Genomic DNA, 16464 nt, shown 5'->3' with positions numbered 1-16464 from the left:
TCACCTAAGCACATGCAGATCACGATCGGGTCACCGGGAAGTCGGTGGCCCCCGACGCCCGGAGCGGCCAGACTGCCGCGGTGCTGCTGACGCTGTCGACCACCCACCGGCCGGCGACCGATCTGGGCTTCCTGCTGCACAAGAACCCGGCTCGGGCCCAGCAGGTGGAGGTCTCGACCGGCACGGCCCACGTCTTCTACCCCGAGGCCACCGACGAGCGCTGCACCGTCGCGCTGCTGCTGGAGGTCGACCCGATCGCCCTGGTGCGTGGCAAGGGCGACGGCGAGGGCTTCGCGCTCGGCCAGTACGTCAACGACCGGCCCTACGCCGCCTCCAGTCTGCTGGCCGTCGCGCTCGGCAAGGTGTTCGCCAGCGCCCGCCGCGGGGTGAGCAAGGAGCGGCCGGAGCTGGCCGACACCCCGCTGCCGCTGGAGGTGCACCTGCCGGCGCTGTCCTGCCGGGGCGGGGCCGCGCTGGCCGAGCGCTTCTTCGCCCCGCTGGGCTGGCAGGTGCAGGCCACCGAGCTGCCGCTGGACGAGCAGTTCCCGGAGTGGGGCGCCGGGCGGCACGTCGACCTGCGGCTGACCGGCACGCACCGGGTCGCCGACGCGGTCAACCACCTCTACGTCGGGCTGCCCGTGCTCGACGGCGCCAAGCACTACTGGGTCAGCGCCGACGAGATCGACAAGCTGCTGCGCGCCGGTCAGGGCTGGCTGGCCGCCCACCCCGAGCGCGAGCTCATCGCCGCCCGCTACCTGGCACACCAGAAGCGGCTGACCGGGACCGCGATGGCCCGGCTGGCCGAGGTCGACGACGCAGCCGACCTGGACGACGCCGTCGCCGAGGAGCCGGCCGAGGCGCCGGAGCGGCCTACCCCGCTGGCCCAGCTCCGCCAGGGCGCGGTGCTCGCCGCGCTCCGCTCAGCGGGGGCGCACCGCGTGCTCGACCTGGGGTGCGGCAACGGGGCGCTGCTGACCGCCCTGCTCGCCGAGCCCGCGTTCACCGAGGTGGTCGGGGTCGACGTCAGCACCCGCGCGCTGGAGGTCGCCGCCCGCCGGCTGCGGCTGGACCGGATGCCCGAGCGCCAGCGCGCGCGGCTCACGCTGCTGCAGAGCGCGCTGACCTACACCGACGCGCGGCTGGCCGGCTACGACGCCGCCGTGCTGATGGAGGTCGTCGAGCACCTGGACCCCGACCGTCTGCCCGCCCTGGAGCACGCCGTGTTCACCGCCGCCGCCCCCGCGACCGTCCTGGTCACCACCCCGAACGTCGAGCACAACGTGCGCTACCCGGCGCTGGCCGCCGGGGGCATGCGGCACCGCGACCACCGCTTCGAGTGGACCCGCGCGGAGTTCGCCGCCTGGGCGCAGGGGGTCGCCGGACGGCGGGGCTACGCCGTCCGGTTCCTCGGCATCGGCCCCGACGACCCCGAGGTCGGGCCGCCCACCCAGCTGGCCGTCTTCACCCGCACGAGCGCACAGGAGGTGGCGGCATGAGCGAGCTCGCCGTCCCCGAGCTGTCGCTGGTGGTGCTCATCGGCGCCTCCGGCTCGGGCAAGTCCACCTTCGCCCGCAGGCACTTCCGGCCCACCCAGGTGCTCTCCAGCGACGTCTGCCGGGGCCTGGTCTCCGACGACGAGAACGACCAGGCCGCCACGGCCGACGCCTTCGCCGTCCTGCAGTTCATCGCCGCCACCCGGCTGCGGGCCGGGAAGCTGACCGTCGTGGACGCCACCAGCGTCCGCAAGGAGGACCGCGCCTCGCTGGTGCAGCTGGCCCGCGACCACGACGTGCTGCCGGTGGCGATCGTGCTCGACGTCCCCGAGGGCGTCTGCCTGGAGCGCAACGCCGCCCGCGCCGACCGGCAGCTCGACCGCGCCGTGATCGCCCGGCAGCGCGCCGACCTGCGCCGCGGGCTGTCCGGGCTGAGTCGGGAGGGCTTCCGCAAGGTGCACCGGCTGAGCAGCGTGGACGAGGTCGAGTCCGTCGTGGTCACCTACGAGAAGGCCTATAACGACCTGCGCGACCAGACCGGTCCGTTCGACGTCGTCGGCGACGTGCACGGCTGCCGGGCCGAGCTGGAGGAGCTGCTCGGCCGGCTCGGCTACACCGTCACCCGCGACGCCGACGGACGACCGGTGGACGCCGTCCCGCCGGCCGGACGGCGCGCGGTGTTCCTCGGCGACCTCGTCGACCGCGGCCCCGACTCACCCGGCGTACTGCGCCTGGTGATGGGCATGGTCCGCGCCGGACACGCGCTCTGCGTGCCGGGCAACCACGAGAACAAGCTGGTCAAGGCGCTGCGCGGGCGCGACGTGCAGATCACCCACGGCCTGGAGACGACGCTGGCCCAGCTGGCCGGGGAGAGCGAGGAGTTCCGCCGGGACGTCGCCGACTTCTGCCACGGCCTGGTCAGCCACTACGTCCTGGACGGCGGCGCGCTGGTGGTCGCCCACGCCGGGCTGACCGAGGAGCTGCAGGGCCGGGCCAGTGGGCGGGTGCGCAGCTTCGCCCTCTACGGCGACACCACCGGGGAGACCGACGAGTTCGGCCTGCCGGTGCGCTACCCGTGGGCACAGGACTACCGCGGCCGGGCGATGGTGCTCTACGGCCACACGCCGGTGCCCGAGCCCGAGTGGGTCAACAACACGATGTGCCTGGACACCGGCTGCGTGTTCGGCGGCCGGCTGACCGCGCTGCGCTACCCCGAGCGCGAGCTGGTCGACGTCCCGGCCGAGCGCACCTGGTACGAGCCGGCCCGGCCGTTCCTGCCCGACGCGGGCCCGGCTCCGGAGCGACCGGCCGAGGTGCTCGACGTCGCCGACGTGCTGGGCAAGCGGGCCGTGGAGACCCGGCTGGCCGGGCGGGTCACGGTGCGGGAGGAGAACGCCGCCGCCGCCATCGAGGTGATGAGCCGTTTCGCCCTCGCCCCGCAGGCGCTGGCGTACCTGCCGCCGACGATGAGCCCGGTGGCGACCTCGACGCGCGAGGACCTGCTGGAGCACCCGGCCGAGGCCTTCTCCTACTACCGCGGGGAGGGCGTCGCCGAGGTCGTCTGCCAGGAGAAGCACATGGGCTCGCGCGCGGTGGCCCTGGTGCGCCGCGCGGACGCCACCGGGGACCCGGGACGGCCGGTGGGGGAGCGCGGCGCGCTGTACACCCGCACCGGGCGGGCGTTCCTGGGCGCCGATCTGACGACGGCGTTCCTGGCCCGGCTGGCCACGGACGTCGCCGACGCCGGGGTGTTCGACGAGCTGGACAGCGACTGGGTGCTGCTCGACGGGGAGCTGCTGCCCTGGTCGGTCAAGGCCGGTGACCTCATCCGCGACCAGTACGCCTCGGTCGGGGCGGCCGCCCGCGCCGTGCTGCCGGTGGCCGGCTCGCTGCTGGCCCAGGCCGCCGCGCGTGGGCTGGACGTGGCCGGCCTGCTGGACCGCCAGCGCACCCGCGCCGCCGACGCGCAGGCCTTCACCGACGCCTACCGCCGCTACTGCTGGCCCACCGACGGGCTCACCGGCACCGCGTTCGCGGCCTTCCAGGTGCTGGGCGCGGCCGGGCGCACCTTCGCCGACCGGCCGCACGCCTGGCACCTGTCGGTCGCCGACCGGCTGGCCGCCGCCGACCCCGAGCTGCTGCGGTCGACGGCACGCCACGTCCTGGACGTCACCGACCCGGCCGCCGAGCAGGCCGCCACCGAGTGGTGGACGGCGCTGACCGCCGACGGTGGGGAGGGCATGGTGGTCAAGCCCGCGGCCAACCTGACCCGGGGACGCCGGGGTGTCGTCCAGCCCGGGCTCAAGGTGCGCGGGCGGGAGTACCTGCGGCTGGTCTACGGCCCGGACTACACGGCGCCGGCGAACCTGACGCGGCTGCGCGAGCGGAACCTGGGCCGCAAGCGCGGGCTGGCGCTGCGGGAGTACGCGCTGGGGCTCGAGGGCCTGGAGCGGCTGGCCCGCGGCGAGCCGATGTGGCGGGTGCACGAGTGCGTGTTCGCCGTCCTGGCGCTGGAGAGCGAGCCGGTCGACCCCCGGCTGTGACCTCGGGTGCCGTCGGCCGTGGCGGTGTCGTCGTCCGGGTCGACCCGGCTGGCCGCACGTCGAGCCGTGCCGTGGCCCGGCTCGACGTCCGGTGGCGCGGCTCAACCCGCTCCGGGTGGGGCTGAGCCGTGTGCGCACGCGGCTCCACCCTGCGCCGTCCGGCTCGACCCGGGCGGGAACAGGGGCGGGGGGAGAACGGTTCCCATGGGTGTCGCGATCAGCCCGCCCCACCGGGGGTGGACGTCCCGCGCAGACCGAGGAGAACCACCATGCGAAACGGCATCCACCCCGAGTACCGCACCGTCGTGTTCCAGGACACCTCGACGGGTGAGACCTTCCGGACCCGCTCGACGGTCGCCACGAGCCGGACGATCGAGCTGGACGGCGAGACGCTGCCCGTGGTGCCGGTCGAGATCAGCTCCTCCTCGCACCCGTTCTGGACCGGCAACCAGCGCGTGCTGGACACCGCGGGCCGGGTCGAGAAGTTCAACCAGCGGTACGGCGCGCGCCAGCGCGGCTGACCCCCCCCCCACGCCCCGACGGCGCCGGACCCACCTGGGTCCGGCGCCGTCGCCGTCTCCGGCGGGCACCAGCAGCTGCTCGCGTGGGGGCGGATGCCCCGGGGCCGTTACGGTGCCGCCAGGAACCGGCCCCACCGGTCAGGACGGAGCAGACGAGATGGCGCACCAGGTGACCGGCGGACAACCGCCGTACGAGGCGCCCACGCCGCGGCTGGCGGTGGAGACCAACGGCATCAACGTGATCGCCGAGGGCGAGCGCAAGGGCACGCCCCGGCAGTTGTTCTGGCCGTGGTTCGGGGCCAACGTGAGCGTGCTGGGGCTGTCCTACGGCGCGTTCACCCTGGGCTTCGGCATCGGGTTCTGGCAGGCGGTGGTCGCCGGGGTCGTCGGCATCATCGCCAGCTTCGCCCTCTGCGGCCTGGTCGCCATCGCCGGCAAGCGCGGCTCGGCGCCCACCCTGGTGCTCAGCCGGGCGGCCTTCGGCGTCACCGGCGGCCGCGTCCCCGCCGTCCTGTCCTGGGTGCTGACGGTCGGCTGGGAGACCGTGCTCACCTCGCTGGCCACGCTGGCGACCGCCACCGTGCTCACCGAGCTCGGCTGGGGCGGCGGGACGGCGACCAAGGTGGTCGCCCTGCTCGTGGTCGCCGCGCTCGTGGTGGCCGGCGGTGTCCTCGGCTTCGACCTGATCATGCGCATGCAGGCGGTGATCACCGTGGTCACCGGCGTGCTCACCGTCGTCTACCTCGTCCTGGTGCTCGACGACGTCGACTGGGGGAGCGTGACCGCGCTGCCCAGCGGGTCCGCGGAGCTGTTCATCGGCGCGCTGGTGCTGGTGATGACCGGGTACGGCTTCGGCTGGGTCAACGCCGCCGCCGACTACTCCCGCTACCTGCCGCGGACGGCGTCCACTCGCGGCGTCGTCGGCTGGACGACGTTCGGCTCGGCGCTGGCACCGGTGCTGCTGCTGGTGTTCGGCCTGCTGCTGGCCGGCTCGTCAGGTGACCTGTCCACGGCGATCAGCGCCGACCCGATCGGTGCGCTGGCCACCCTGCTGCCCACCTGGTTCCTGGTGCCCTTCGCCGTGGTGGCCGTGCTCGGCCTGGTCGGCGGCGCGGTGCTGGACATCTACTCCTCCGGCCTGGCGCTGCTGGCCGCCGGCGCCCGGGTGCCCCGCCCGGTCGCGGCCTCCATCGACGGCGTGCTGATGGTGCTGGGCGCGATCTGGGTGGTGTTCCTCGCCGAGGGCACCTTCTTCACCCAGTTCCAGGGCTTCCTGATCACCCTCGGCGTCCCGGTCGCCGCCTGGTGCGGCATCTTCCTGGCCGACCTGCTGCTGCGCCGCCGCGACTACGCCGAGGCCGACCTCTACGACCCGCGTGGCCGCTACGGTGCCGCCCAGCCGGTGCCCCTGCTGCTGCTGGCGCTCGGCACGGTGCTGGGCTGGGGGCTGGTCACCAACTCCTACGCGGGCTGGCTGGACTGGCAGGGCTACCTGCTGGGCCCGGTCGGGCTGGGCGGCCGGGACGGCGCCTGGGCCTACGCCAACCTCGGCGTCCTGGTCGCCCTCGCCGTCGGCTTCCTCGGCACATTGCTGCTCCGCCGGGGTGCGGTGCGGGCGCAGGAGGCCGCATGACCGGGCTGCTCGCGGTGATCGACGTCCAGCACGTCTTCGCCGACCCGGGCTCGCCGTGGGGCGCGCCCGGGTTCGCCGCGGTGCACCCGGCGATCCGCCGGCTGACCGCGGCCTTCGCCGGCCGGGTCGTGCACACCCGGTTCGTGGCGCCGGCCGAGCCCACCGGGGCGTGGGTGCCGTACTACGAGCAGTTCCCGTTCGCCCTGCAGCCGCCGGACGCCCCGCTGTACGCGCTGCTCGACGACCCGGCCGGCGCCCTGGTGCTCGACGCCACCACGTTCGGCAAGTGGGGCCCGGAGCTCGCGGCGCTGGCCGGCGAGGGGCCGCTGCTGCTCGCCGGGGTGTCGACCGACTGCTGCGTGCTGTCCACCGCACTGCCGGCCGCGGACGCCGGCGTGCCCGTGCAGGTGGTCACCGACGCCTGCGCCGGGGCCACCGACGCTGACCACGAGCGGGCGCTGGCCGCGATGGCCCTCTACGCGCCGCTGATCACCCTGACGACGACCGACGCGGTGCTCGCGACACGCTGATCCAGGGGGATCCCGTCGGGTGCGGGAATGTCGTTGCCCTGTGCATGCTTGTGGCTCCCGTACCGCGAACGTGGCCAGCGTCGGTCTCGCGTGCGCACTGCACCGATGAGGGGACCCCGTGACCACCACGCAGGACCAGAGACAACAGGACGACACCCGGGCGGCCGCCCGACGGGTCACCCAGGCCCAGCTCGACGGGCTGCCGTCGCCGGTGGCCGAGAAGCCGAAGACCGCCCGGACGGCGCTGACCCTCGGCGCGTTCGTCGCGCTCGGTCCGCTGACCATCGACATGTACCTGCCGGCGCTGCCGACGATCACCGACGAGCTGGAGACCACCTCCTCGGCGGTCCAGCTCACCCTCACCGGCACCCTGGTCGGCCTCGCGCTCGGCCAGCTGGTGCTCGGTCCGCTGTCGGACCGCTACGGCCGCCGCACCCCGCTGCTGATCGGCACGACGCTGCACGTCCTGGCCTCGCTGCTGGTGCTCGTCGCCCCGAACGTGGCCGTCCTCGGCCTGCTGCGCGTGCTCCAGGGCGCCGGCGCCGCGGCCGGTGCGGTCATCGCGATCGCCGTCGTCCGGGACCTGTTCGACGGCCGGGCCGCGGCCACGATGCTGTCCCGGCTCTTCCTGGTGCTCGGCGTCGCGCCGGTCCTCGCGCCCACCATCGGTGGGGAGGTCCTGCGGTTCACCTCCTGGCGCGGGGTGTTCGGGCTGCTGGCCGTCTACGGCGTGCTGCTGGTCGCCATGGGCTTCTTCGCCGTCCGCGAGACGCTGCCGCCCGAGCGCCGCAGCAGCAACGGGGTCGCCGGCACGCTGCGCAGCTACGGCTCGCTGTTCCACGACCGGGCCTACGTGGGCCTGGTGCTCGTCGCCGGGCTGACCATGGCCGGGCTGTTCGCCTACGTGTCGGGCTCCTCGTTCGTCTACCAGGACGAGTTCGGCCTCGACGAGCAGCAGTTCGGTCTGCTCTTCGGCGCCGGCGCGGTGTGGCTGATCGCGGCCACCCAGCTCAACCCGGTGCTGCTGCGCTTCTTCTCCACCGCGAAGATCCTGGTCGCCGGAACGATCGCCGGTGCCCTGGCCGGGGCCGCGCTGCTCGTGCTCGCCCTCACCGACACCGGCGGGCTGTTCGGTGTCGCCGTCCCGCTGTGGGCCGTGCTCTTCGCCGTCGGGCTGGCCCTGCCGAACGCCCCGGCGCTCGCGCTGTCCCGGCACGGCGACAAGGCCGGCACCGCCGCGGCCCTGCTCGGCGCGGTCCAGTTCGGTGTGGGTGCCGCGGTCTCCCCGCTGGTCGGCATCCTGGGCAACGACGCGGTGGCCATGGGCACGGTGATCGTCGGGTCGCTGGTGCTGGCGATCGTCGTCCTGGTCGTCGTCGTGCGGCCGTGGCAGCTGGCCGACCCGGACACCGACAGCGCCGCGGTCGTCGCGCACTGACCTCCCCGGCCCGGTCGTCAGCCGATGACGACCGGGTCGGAGGTGCCCACGTGCACCATCCGCGCCACCCCGGTGGAGGGGGAGCGCACCTCCTCCTCCATCCAGATCACGTACGCGTCGCCCGGCACGAGCCCGGGGACGGTCGCGGTCAGCTCCGAGCAGGTGCCCGGCTTGGCGACCACCACCGGCACCGGGCCGGCCTGCTCGCCCCCGACCAGCTCCTGGCTGACCGCCGAGACGCGGTAGGACAGCACCTCTTCGCGGGCGTCGGCCAGCCACGTCACCGTCGCCGACCCCGCACCCGCCACCGCGTTCGGGGCGATCCGCCGGGGCGTCGTGGAGCTGCCGCAGGCGTCGGGCCGCTGGGTGTACTCCGGCACGATCCCGTAGGAGACGTCGACCGGGACCGTGATGCCGACCGGCCGGGGCGGCTGCGGGACGGCGAACCGGCTGCTGCGTGCGCCCTGGGCGGCCACCGCGGAGATCTCCTCACCGCCCAGCCCGGCCTGCCCGGTGCCCGACATCGCGACGGTCGTGTCCGGCAGCGTGGTGGTCAGCAGTGCCTCGCGGGAGACGCCGTTGGTCACCTCGGTGCCCGAGGCGGTCAGCTCAACCACGACCGGGGCCACCTGGACGCCGGCGATCGCGGCCACCGCGCTGACCAGCAACACCGGCGCCAGCCAACCCAGCGGGGTGCGCGGGCGGCGCTGCGCACGGCGACGGGCCGCCGGCCGCGTGCGCTTCTTCGGTGCCGGACGCCGCTGTGCCGCCATGGGGAGCTCCTGTCTGTGGTCCTCCCGAGATGATCGGCACGTCGGGGCCGGAGCTGTTGCCCAACGGGAATGTCGCCCGCGGACGGCGTCTTGGCCCCTGCTGTGAGTGCAGCCCCGCCCGTCGCGACGACGCAGGACCCGACCCTCCCCGCGACCCGGACGGCGGTGCTGGCGATCGTCGCGCTGGCCCTCGGCGGGTTCGCGATCGGCACGACCGAGTTCGTGACCATGGGCCTGCTGCCCGACATCGCCGACGGCGTGCAGGCGAGCATCCCCTCCGCTGGGCACGTCATCTCCGCCTACGCCCTCGGCGTGGTGGTCGGCGCGCCGACGATCGCCGCGCTGGGCGCCCGCCTGCCGCGCCGGTCGCTGGCGATCGGCCTGATGGCCGCCTTCATCGCCGGCAACACCCTCAGCGCCGTGGCCCCGGGCTACACCAGCCTTGTGCTGGCCCGGTTCGTGGCCGGCCTGCCGCACGGCGCCTACTTCGGCGTCGCCTCGCTGATCGCCGCTTCACTCGTGCCGGCGCACCAGCGAGGCCGCGCGGTGAGCTCGGTGATGCTGGGCCTGGCGTCGGCGAACGTGGCCGGCGTGCCCGCGGCGACCTGGCTGGGGCAGCACCTGGGCTGGCGGTCGGCCTACTGGGCCGTGGTCGTGGTGGGCGCGCTGTCGGTGGTCGCGGTGCTCGCCGTCGTCCCGTCGATCCCGGGGCGGTCGGAGGCGACGATCCGCTCCGAGCTGGGCGCGCTGCGCCGTCCGCAGGTGGTCCTCACGCTGCTGGTCGCCACGGTCGGCTTCGGCGGCATGTTCGCCATGTACAGCTACATCGCGCCCACCGTCACCGACGAGGCCGGCACCTCGGCGGGCTTCGTCCCGGTGGTGCTGCTGGCCTTCGGTCTCGGTGGCGTCCTCGGGACGGCGCTGGGCGGCCGGCTCGCCGACCGGGCGCTGTTCCGCTCGTTGGTCGGGGCCACGATCGCCGTCGGGCTGCTGCTCGGGGTGATGGTGCTGGCCGCCGGCGACATCGTGGCGCTGACCCTCACCGTGTTCGCCGTCGCGGCGGCGGCCTCCACGATGGTCGTGCTGCTGCAGTTGCGGCTGATGGAGGTCGCCGGTGACGCGCAGATGCTGGGCGCTGCGCTGAACCACTCCGCACTCAACGCCGCCAACGCCCTGGGCGCCTGGCTGGGTGGACTGGTCATCGCCGCCGGGCTGGGCTACCGGGCGCCGAGCGCGGTCGGGGTCGGGCTCGCTGCCCTCGGCCTGGTCTTCCTCGCCGCGTCCGCGCGGCTGCGGCACCGGACCCTCGCCGCCGGCTGACCGTCCCGCGGGGCGAGCGGACCGGTCCGTCACACCGCGAGGTGAGCGGCTCCGGCGCGCCGTCGGGCCCGCGACTGCGCTGCCGTCCCGGGCATGGTCGGATGTAGGGGGGCCGGTCAAGATCGCCGTCCCGCCCCCGTCGCCGCCCGTCCACGGAGGTCCCGCAGTGCAGCTCGAGAACACCTTCACCCTGCCGGTGCCGATCGACGAGGCCTGGCGGGCGCTGAGGGTCCCCGAGCGCAGCCTGCCGTGCCTGCCCGGCGCGGACTTGGACTCGGTCGAGGGCCCGGAGTCCAGCGGCCGGATCAAGGTCAAGCTGGGCCCGATCAACCTGACCTACCAGGGCAGGCTCACGGTCGTGGAGGCCGATGAGGCGGCGCACCGCGTCGTCCTCGACGGCCGCGGCAAGGACCAGCGGGGCAACGGCACGGCGTCGGCGACGGTGACCGTCACCCTGACCGCCGAGGGCAGCAGCACGCGCGTCGACGTCTCCAGCGACCTCACCATCACCGGCCGCCCGGCCCAGTTCGGCCGCGGCGTGATGACCGACGTCGCGGGCAAGATGCTCAACCAGTTCGCCGACAGGCTCACGGCCCAAATCGCCGCCGGCGACGCGGGCACGACCGAGCCGGCAGCTGCGCGCACGACCGAGCCGGCAGCCGCGGGCCCGGGCGAGCCGACGGTCGCGGAGAAGGCCACCGCCGCGGTGGCGAAGGTGGCGGCGACGACCGCAGGAGTGGTGGAGGAGGCAGCGATGTCGATCGAGGGAACCGCAGGCGACACCCCGGCCGGCGGGGCGGCCAAGAAGGCCGGCGCCGCCGCGAAGAAGGTCGCCGGCGCGGCGGCCGACAAGGCAGCCGCGGTCGAGCAGGACGCGACGACCCCGGCCAAGAAGGCCGCCCCGGCCAAGGCACCGGCGAAGGCCGCACCCGCCAGGGCAGCCAAGAAGGCCGCCCCGGCCAAGGTGGGCTCCACGCTGCCCGACCCGCTGGCCCCGCCGCGCAAGAGCGCGCCCGCCGGCGGCCCGACCAGCACGGGCACCCAGCCGGTCGCCCCGGTGGCCGGCCCGGCCACCACGCCGATCGCGGCCAGCGTGCCGCCGGCCGGGTCCGCGGCGACGGACGCCGCTGCGACCGACACCCCGTCGAGCGACGACCGGGCAATCGACCCGGCCACGCAGGCCATCGTGGTCCCGGTCGAGAGCCCCGCCGCCAGCAGTGCACCCGCCGCGGGCGACACCGCTCCTGCGGCAACCGACACGGCCCCGGCCGCCGGTGGCACCGCTCCGGCGGCGGCCAGCACCGCTCCGGCCGCGACCGACTCCGCTCCGGCGGCGGCCAGCTCCGCTCCGGCGGCGAGCGGTTCCGCTCCGGCGGCGAGCAGCTTTGCTCCGGCGGCGAGCAGCTTTGCTCCGGCGGCGAGCAGCTCCGCTCCGGCGGCGGCCAGCAGCACGCCGGCCACTGCACCGGTCAGCGCCCCGGTCACCCCGCGCAAGGCGCCGAGCAAGCCGCCGACCGGCACCACCGCCCCGCCGAACAAGCCCGCGGGTGGTGGCCCGAGCAGGAGCACGCCGGACTCACCGCGCCGGCCGCTGGCCGAGGTCGACCCCAAGCCGATCGACCGGCTGCAGGTCAGCGACGCCTCGGCGCTGTCCCGGTTCGCTGCCCCGGCCGCCGGCGCCGGACTGCTGGCCCTCCTCGTCGCCCTGGTGCTCCGCCGCCGCAGGCGCTGAGCGGCTGATGGAGTCCCAGCGCTCGGAAGACGACGCGCTGGGACTCCACTACAGCGTGCTGAGCCAGTCGGCGGCTGCGGTCGCCACGGCGGTGACGTCCTGCTTCAGCGAGTGGTCACCGACGACCGCGTGCACCCGACCGCCCGCGGGCAGCACGGCAGTGACCTCGGCGGGGCCGCCGAACGCGTCGGTCGCGCCCTGCACCACCAGCAGCGGGACGCCGGCCAGCGCGAGCTCGGCGGCGCGGCTCTTCTCCGGCCGGCCCGGTGGGTGCAGCGGGAACGCCAGCGCCAGCACCCCGGCAGCGCCCGCCGCCGACGCCGTCCGGCAGGCCACCCGGGCCCCGGCGCTGCGGCCACCGAGCACCAGCGGCCCGGTCAGGACGCCGTCGTCCCGGAGGGTGGCGAGCACCGCTGTCCAGCCCTCGTCGAGCCGGGCCGGAGCGGGGGCGATCCGCCTCCCGGCCACCCGCCAGGGCTGCTCGACCCGCAGCACCCGCCAGCCGGCCGCGCAGGCGCTTTCGGCCACCGCGACCAGGTCGGCGGCGTCCACGCTGCCACCCGCGCCGCCGCCGAGCACGAGCGTGCCGCGCACCGCGCCGTCCGGCTCGTGCCGGTGCACGTGCGCGGGGCCCAGCGGGGTGTCGACCTCCCTCACCGGGGAGGGAGGGCCAGCAGCGCGTCAACGACCTCGACCAGCGTGGCGCCCTGCACGTCCGGGGCACCGAGGACGTCGGCGAACACCTGCTCCGACCGCCCCGAGGTGAAGCCGGTGGTGAGCCCGGCGCGCCGGGCGCCCAGCACGTCCCAGGAGTGCGCCGCCACCAGCGCCATCTGCTCCGGTGCGACGCCGCAGACGCCGGCCGCCCAGAGGTAGGCCTCGCGGGCGGGCTTCCACGCCCGGATCGACTCCGAGGTCAGCATCCGCTCGACCAGCACGGCGACGCCGCCACGGGTCAGCCCGGCCTCGGCCACCCCGGGCGCCCCGTGGCTCAGCGTCACGACCCGCACGCCGGCGCCCACGAGTCGGCGCAGCGCGGGCTCGACGTCCGGGTGCGGCGAGAGCTCCATGAACGAGTCGGCGACGGCCGCGCAGGCCGCGGTCGGCAGCCCGGTCACCTGGGCGACGGAGGACTCGAAGGCGGCCCGGAACGGGAACCAGGTGTCCATGGCCGCGCCGGCGAACCCGGTCACCAGCGTGCGGGAGAACACCGCGGGCAGGGCGTCGGCCGACGCGCCCTGCTCGGTCAGCGCCGCCCCGAGGGGGGCGAGGTCGAGCAGGGTCTCGTTGACGTCGAAGGCGACGACCGCGGGACGGGTGCGGCCCCCGGTCACCGGGTCTCGTCGTCCCGCGGGTCGGCGGGCAGGTGGACGCCGGCCTTGGCCGGCCGGTCCATCCGGCCGCTGAACTTGCGGTAGAGGAACCAGCCCACGAACGCCACGACCGCGGCCACCACGACGTAGTCGAGGTAGTGCAGGTTCGCCTCGACGAAGTCGCCGGCCGCCACGCCCAGCCCGATCAGCACGCTGTTCCAGATCAGCGACCCGGCGGTGGTGAACAGCAGGAACTGCGGGAGCGGCATCTTCACGACCCCGGCGGGCACGGACACGAAGCTGCGCACGATGGGCACCATCCGGCCGAAGAACACCGCCGACCGGCCGTGCTTCTCGAACCACGCGAAGGTGCGGTCGACGTCGGTGGTCTCCACCAGCGGCAGCCGGTCGAGGAAGGCGTGCGAGCGGCGCGGGCCGAGGGCGCGGCCGATCCAGTAGAGGACCAGCGCCCCGATCACCGAGCCCAGCGTGGCGAACAGCACGACCGGGACGACGTTGAGCCGGCCGTCGTTGATCAGCACCCCGGCGGCGCCGAGCACCGCCTCGCTGGGGATCGGCGGGATGACGGTCTCGATCAGGATCGTGAGACCGACGCCGGGCGCACCCAGCTTCTCGACGAGGTCGAGCAGGAAGCCGGTGATCCCGCCTTCGTCGGTTGCGGCAGCGGCGAGGACGGACATGGGCCACACGGTATCGGCGTCCTCTGTGCGCCGCCCTGCTCCGCGCCGGGGGCGACCGTAGGGTGCGCGCCATGGTGCAGCGATTCACCGCCCGCGCCGTCGTGGTCGGGGACCGCGCCGGCACCGTCGTCCCCGACGCCGTGCTCGACGTGGACGACGGCCTCATCCGCTGGGTCGGACCCGCCGCCGACGCCCCGCCGGCCCCGGACGCCGAGGTCACGGCGCTGTCCGGCGTCCTGGTCCCGGGCATGGTCAACACCCACGCGCACTCCCCGATGGTGCTGTTCCGCGGCCAGGGCGAGGGACTGCCGCTGGACCGCTGGCTGCGCGAGGTGATGTGGCCGCGTGAGGCGAGGCTCACCCCGGAGGACGTCGAGGTCGCGATGACCGCGGCATCGGCGGAGATGCTGCGGCACGGCGTCACCACCAGCGTGGAGATGTACTTCCACCCCGAGCAGATCGCCGCGGCGTTGCGGGCGACCGGCGCCCGGGCGGTGATCGCAAACCCGCTGATCGGGCTGCCCGGGTTCGGCACCTTCGACGAGCAGCTGGACACCGCCGTCCGGCTGTCGGCCGACGGCGACGCGCAGGTCGAGTACGGGATCGGCCCGCACGCGGCCTACACGGTGCCGCTGCCGGTGCTGACCCAGGCCGCCGAGGCCGCCCGCGTACACGACCTGCTGCTGACCGTGCACGTCGCCGAGACCGCGACCGAGGGCGCCGACCTGCTGGCCACCCACGGCCTGAGCGTGCCGCAGCTGCTGGCCTCCCACGACGTCCTGGGCGGGCGGGTGCTCGGCGCCCACTGCGTGCACATGGACGACGGCGACCTCGAGCTGTGGCGGGAGTACGACGTCGCGGTGGCGCACTGCCCGGGCAGCAACACCAAGCTGGCCAGCGGCACCGCCCGGCTGCGGGACATGCTCGACCTGGGCATCCGGGTCGGCATCGGCACCGACGGCCCGGCCTCCAACGACAACCTCGACCTGTTCGAGGACCTGCGGCTGGCCGCCCAGCTGGCCCGGCTGCGCGAGCGGGACGCCATGGCGCTCACCGCCCCGGAGGCGTTCTGGCTGGCCACGGGTGCGGCGGCCGACGCGATCGGCCGCCCGGACCTGGGGCAGCTGACCGCCGGGCGGCGCGCGGACCTGGTGCACGTCGACACCGACGACATCGCGTTCGTCCCCGTCGGCGAGGTCACCGACCTGCTCACCCACCTGGTGTGGTCGGTGGGCTCCCGGCACGTGCGCGACACCTGGGTGGCCGGCCGGCAGGTCGTGGCCGACGGCGTCTCGACCACGGTCGACGAGGCCGCCCTGCGCGCCGCCGTGCAGACCCGCGCGATGCGGCTCGCCGGCCGCTAGCTGTACTGACCACGGACGTTGGTGACGGCGGCTGGTGACATGAGGAAGACCTCCGAGTGAGGTGTGGAGCTGTCTGGGAACCGCTCCCCACCCGGAGGCCTTCATGTCTCACGCCACTGCCATCTTGACCCCGCCGACCGGCGGGTCCGGGCGCTCGCGCTCACCGAGGCCAGCCTGCGGGCCCGGCAGCGGGTCCAGGCCACCCTCCAGGACTGCCTGCACGCCGCCGGGCTGGACGGGACGGGCCAGCGGTCGCTGCTGGCCCTGCTGCGCGCCGACCGGCCCGCCGCGGGCTGACCGCCAGGTGTCCGGTCCGGTGGGCGGGGTCGGTCGGTCCACCGACGGCGCTCAGCGGCCCCGCGCGGTCCTGCTGACGGCGCCGCCGCCGGCCGACATCGGCGCCCAGACGCTCTTGCGCCCGTCGCCGGGGTACCAGCCGTGGGCGCTGGCCAGGTCGGCGATCATCCGGAGGCCGAGGCCGCCCTTGGCCGGGTCGCGTCCGGGGTCGGGGCGGGGAGGTGTCGCCGTGGCGCTGTCGGTGACCACGAGCAGCCAGCCGCCGGCCGTCCGGTTCACGGCCGTCGTGACCGGCGGGGCACCGTGCCGCAGCGCGTTGGACGACATCTCGTCGAAGACGAGGACCAGCCGCTCCTGGGCGTCCTGCTGCTCGAGCTGATCGCCGGGGGTGGACTGCATCGTCAGGACGGTCCGGAGTTCGCGTCGGATGGCCGACAGTTCAGCGAGCCCCCTCGGCGTCCACGACCAGCCGGACGTGCTGGGCGGCGGAGCGTGGGCGGGCCAGGAGAGGTCGGGAGGGACAGTGCGCATGAGCGGGCCCCGCAGAGGTGTTCGGCCAGCTCTCTACTGCGACGGATCTGTGGCCGCTGCTTGACCGAGGTGGTCGGCCCCCGTTCCAGAGGACCGATCCCCTCCATGTGTAGTCCTCCCCGAGCGCTCCCGCCCGGTGCGGCGGCCGACCGGGCAGCGGCGGCGGCTCGGGGTGCCCGCGACGCACCGTTGCGCCGGTCTCCTGACCGTGGGCTCGCCGGGCGTATCGTCACGCCGTCGCGCTGCCCTGCGGGTCTGCGCGGCGTTGCACGACG

The 16464-nt window shown here is 75.2% G+C and carries 15 protein-coding genes; 9 read left to right on the top strand and 6 right to left on the bottom strand.

The annotated features are described in order from the left end of the window. The first annotated feature begins 80 nt into the window (after positions 1-80). The 6 genes from GCU67_RS05430 to GCU67_RS05405 all read left to right on the top strand — a co-directional run bounded on the left by GCU67_RS05430 (position 81) and on the right by GCU67_RS05405 (position 8158). Entirely contained in the window at positions 81-1496 is a 1416-nt protein-coding gene (locus GCU67_RS05430) for a 3' terminal RNA ribose 2'-O-methyltransferase Hen1 (protein ID WP_163610046.1), read from the top strand. Continuing rightward, on the top strand, positions 1493-4036 hold the full coding sequence (locus GCU67_RS05425; RefSeq protein ID WP_163610045.1) for a polynucleotide kinase-phosphatase: 2544 nt from the start codon (positions 1493-1495) through the stop codon (positions 4034-4036). Before GCU67_RS05430 ends, GCU67_RS05425 begins: the two co-directional genes overlap by 4 nt. 269 nt (positions 4037-4305) lie before the next feature. Beyond that, complete coding sequence (locus GCU67_RS05420) at positions 4306-4557, top strand: type B 50S ribosomal protein L31 (protein ID WP_163610044.1); 252 nt, start codon at positions 4306-4308, stop codon at positions 4555-4557. Positions 4558-4714: 157 nt separating this feature from the next. Further along, positions 4715-6190, top strand: coding sequence for a purine-cytosine permease family protein (locus tag GCU67_RS05415; RefSeq protein ID WP_163610043.1), 1476 nt, complete (start codon positions 4715-4717; stop codon positions 6188-6190). After that, a complete protein-coding gene (locus GCU67_RS05410) occupies positions 6187-6720 on the top strand; it encodes a cysteine hydrolase family protein (RefSeq protein WP_163610042.1) in 534 nt (177 codons plus the stop codon). Before GCU67_RS05415 ends, GCU67_RS05410 begins: the two co-directional genes overlap by 4 nt. Positions 6721-6838: 118 nt before the next feature. Continuing rightward, positions 6839-8158 carry a multidrug effflux MFS transporter gene (locus GCU67_RS05405; RefSeq protein WP_338104784.1) on the top strand — a complete coding sequence of 440 codons (1320 nt, stop codon included), beginning with the start codon at positions 6839-6841 and terminating at the stop codon, positions 8156-8158. 17 nt (positions 8159-8175) lie between these two features. Here the strand turns inward: GCU67_RS05405 and GCU67_RS05400 are convergent, their stop codons facing one another. Then, complete coding sequence (locus GCU67_RS05400) at positions 8176-8931, bottom strand: hypothetical protein (protein WP_163610041.1); 756 nt, start codon at positions 8929-8931, stop codon at positions 8176-8178. A gap of 102 nt (positions 8932-9033) precedes the next feature. Between GCU67_RS05400 and GCU67_RS05395 the strand changes: the two genes are divergently transcribed. Next, positions 9034-10251, top strand: a complete 1218-nt coding sequence (locus GCU67_RS05395; protein WP_338104783.1) for an MFS transporter — start codon at positions 9034-9036, stop codon at positions 10249-10251. 166 nt (positions 10252-10417) lie between these two features. Then, a complete protein-coding gene (locus GCU67_RS21275) occupies positions 10418-11983 on the top strand; it encodes an SRPBCC family protein (RefSeq protein WP_338104782.1) in 1566 nt (521 codons plus the stop codon). Between the two features lie 48 nt (positions 11984-12031). Here GCU67_RS21275 and GCU67_RS05385 read toward each other — a convergent pair whose 3' ends face one another. Genes GCU67_RS05385 through GCU67_RS05375 form a run of 3 tightly spaced genes read right to left on the bottom strand, consistent with a single transcriptional unit; the run spans position 12032 to position 13997 of the window. Further along, positions 12032-12640: an alpha/beta family hydrolase gene (locus GCU67_RS05385; RefSeq protein WP_163610039.1), complete on the bottom strand. Its 609-nt coding sequence runs from the start codon at positions 12638-12640 to the stop codon at positions 12032-12034. Next, complete coding sequence (locus GCU67_RS05380) at positions 12637-13317, bottom strand: HAD-IA family hydrolase (RefSeq protein ID WP_163610038.1); 681 nt, start codon at positions 13315-13317, stop codon at positions 12637-12639. Before GCU67_RS05380 ends, GCU67_RS05385 begins: the two co-directional genes overlap by 4 nt. Beyond that, complete coding sequence (locus GCU67_RS05375) at positions 13314-13997, bottom strand: DedA family protein (protein ID WP_163610037.1); 684 nt, start codon at positions 13995-13997, stop codon at positions 13314-13316. The genes GCU67_RS05380 and GCU67_RS05375 overlap by 4 nt, the downstream gene beginning before the upstream one ends. Positions 13998-14068: 71 nt before the next feature. On the opposite strand from GCU67_RS05375, the gene GCU67_RS05370 reads away from it, so the two are divergent. Then, positions 14069-15361, top strand: a complete 1293-nt coding sequence (locus tag GCU67_RS05370; protein WP_163610036.1) for an amidohydrolase family protein — start codon at positions 14069-14071, stop codon at positions 15359-15361. A 108-nt stretch (positions 15362-15469) separates the two neighbouring features. Here the strand turns inward: GCU67_RS05370 and GCU67_RS05365 are convergent, their stop codons facing one another. Both GCU67_RS05365 and GCU67_RS05360 read right to left on the bottom strand, forming a co-directional pair. Beyond that, a complete protein-coding gene (locus GCU67_RS05365) occupies positions 15470-15700 on the bottom strand; it encodes a hypothetical protein (protein ID WP_163610035.1) in 231 nt (76 codons plus the stop codon). A gap of 9 nt (positions 15701-15709) precedes the next feature. Continuing rightward, complete coding sequence (locus GCU67_RS05360) at positions 15710-16189, bottom strand: ATP-binding protein (RefSeq protein WP_163610034.1); 480 nt, start codon at positions 16187-16189, stop codon at positions 15710-15712. Between the last annotated feature and the right edge of the window lie 275 nt (positions 16190-16464).

Origin of the sequence: Modestobacter muralis (assembly GCF_010682105.1) — a bacterium.
GTDB classification, from domain to species: domain Bacteria; phylum Actinomycetota; class Actinomycetes; order Mycobacteriales; family Geodermatophilaceae; genus Modestobacter; species Modestobacter muralis.
Note: the sequence above shows the minus strand (reverse complement) of the source record. Positions and strands in the feature narration are given on the sequence as shown.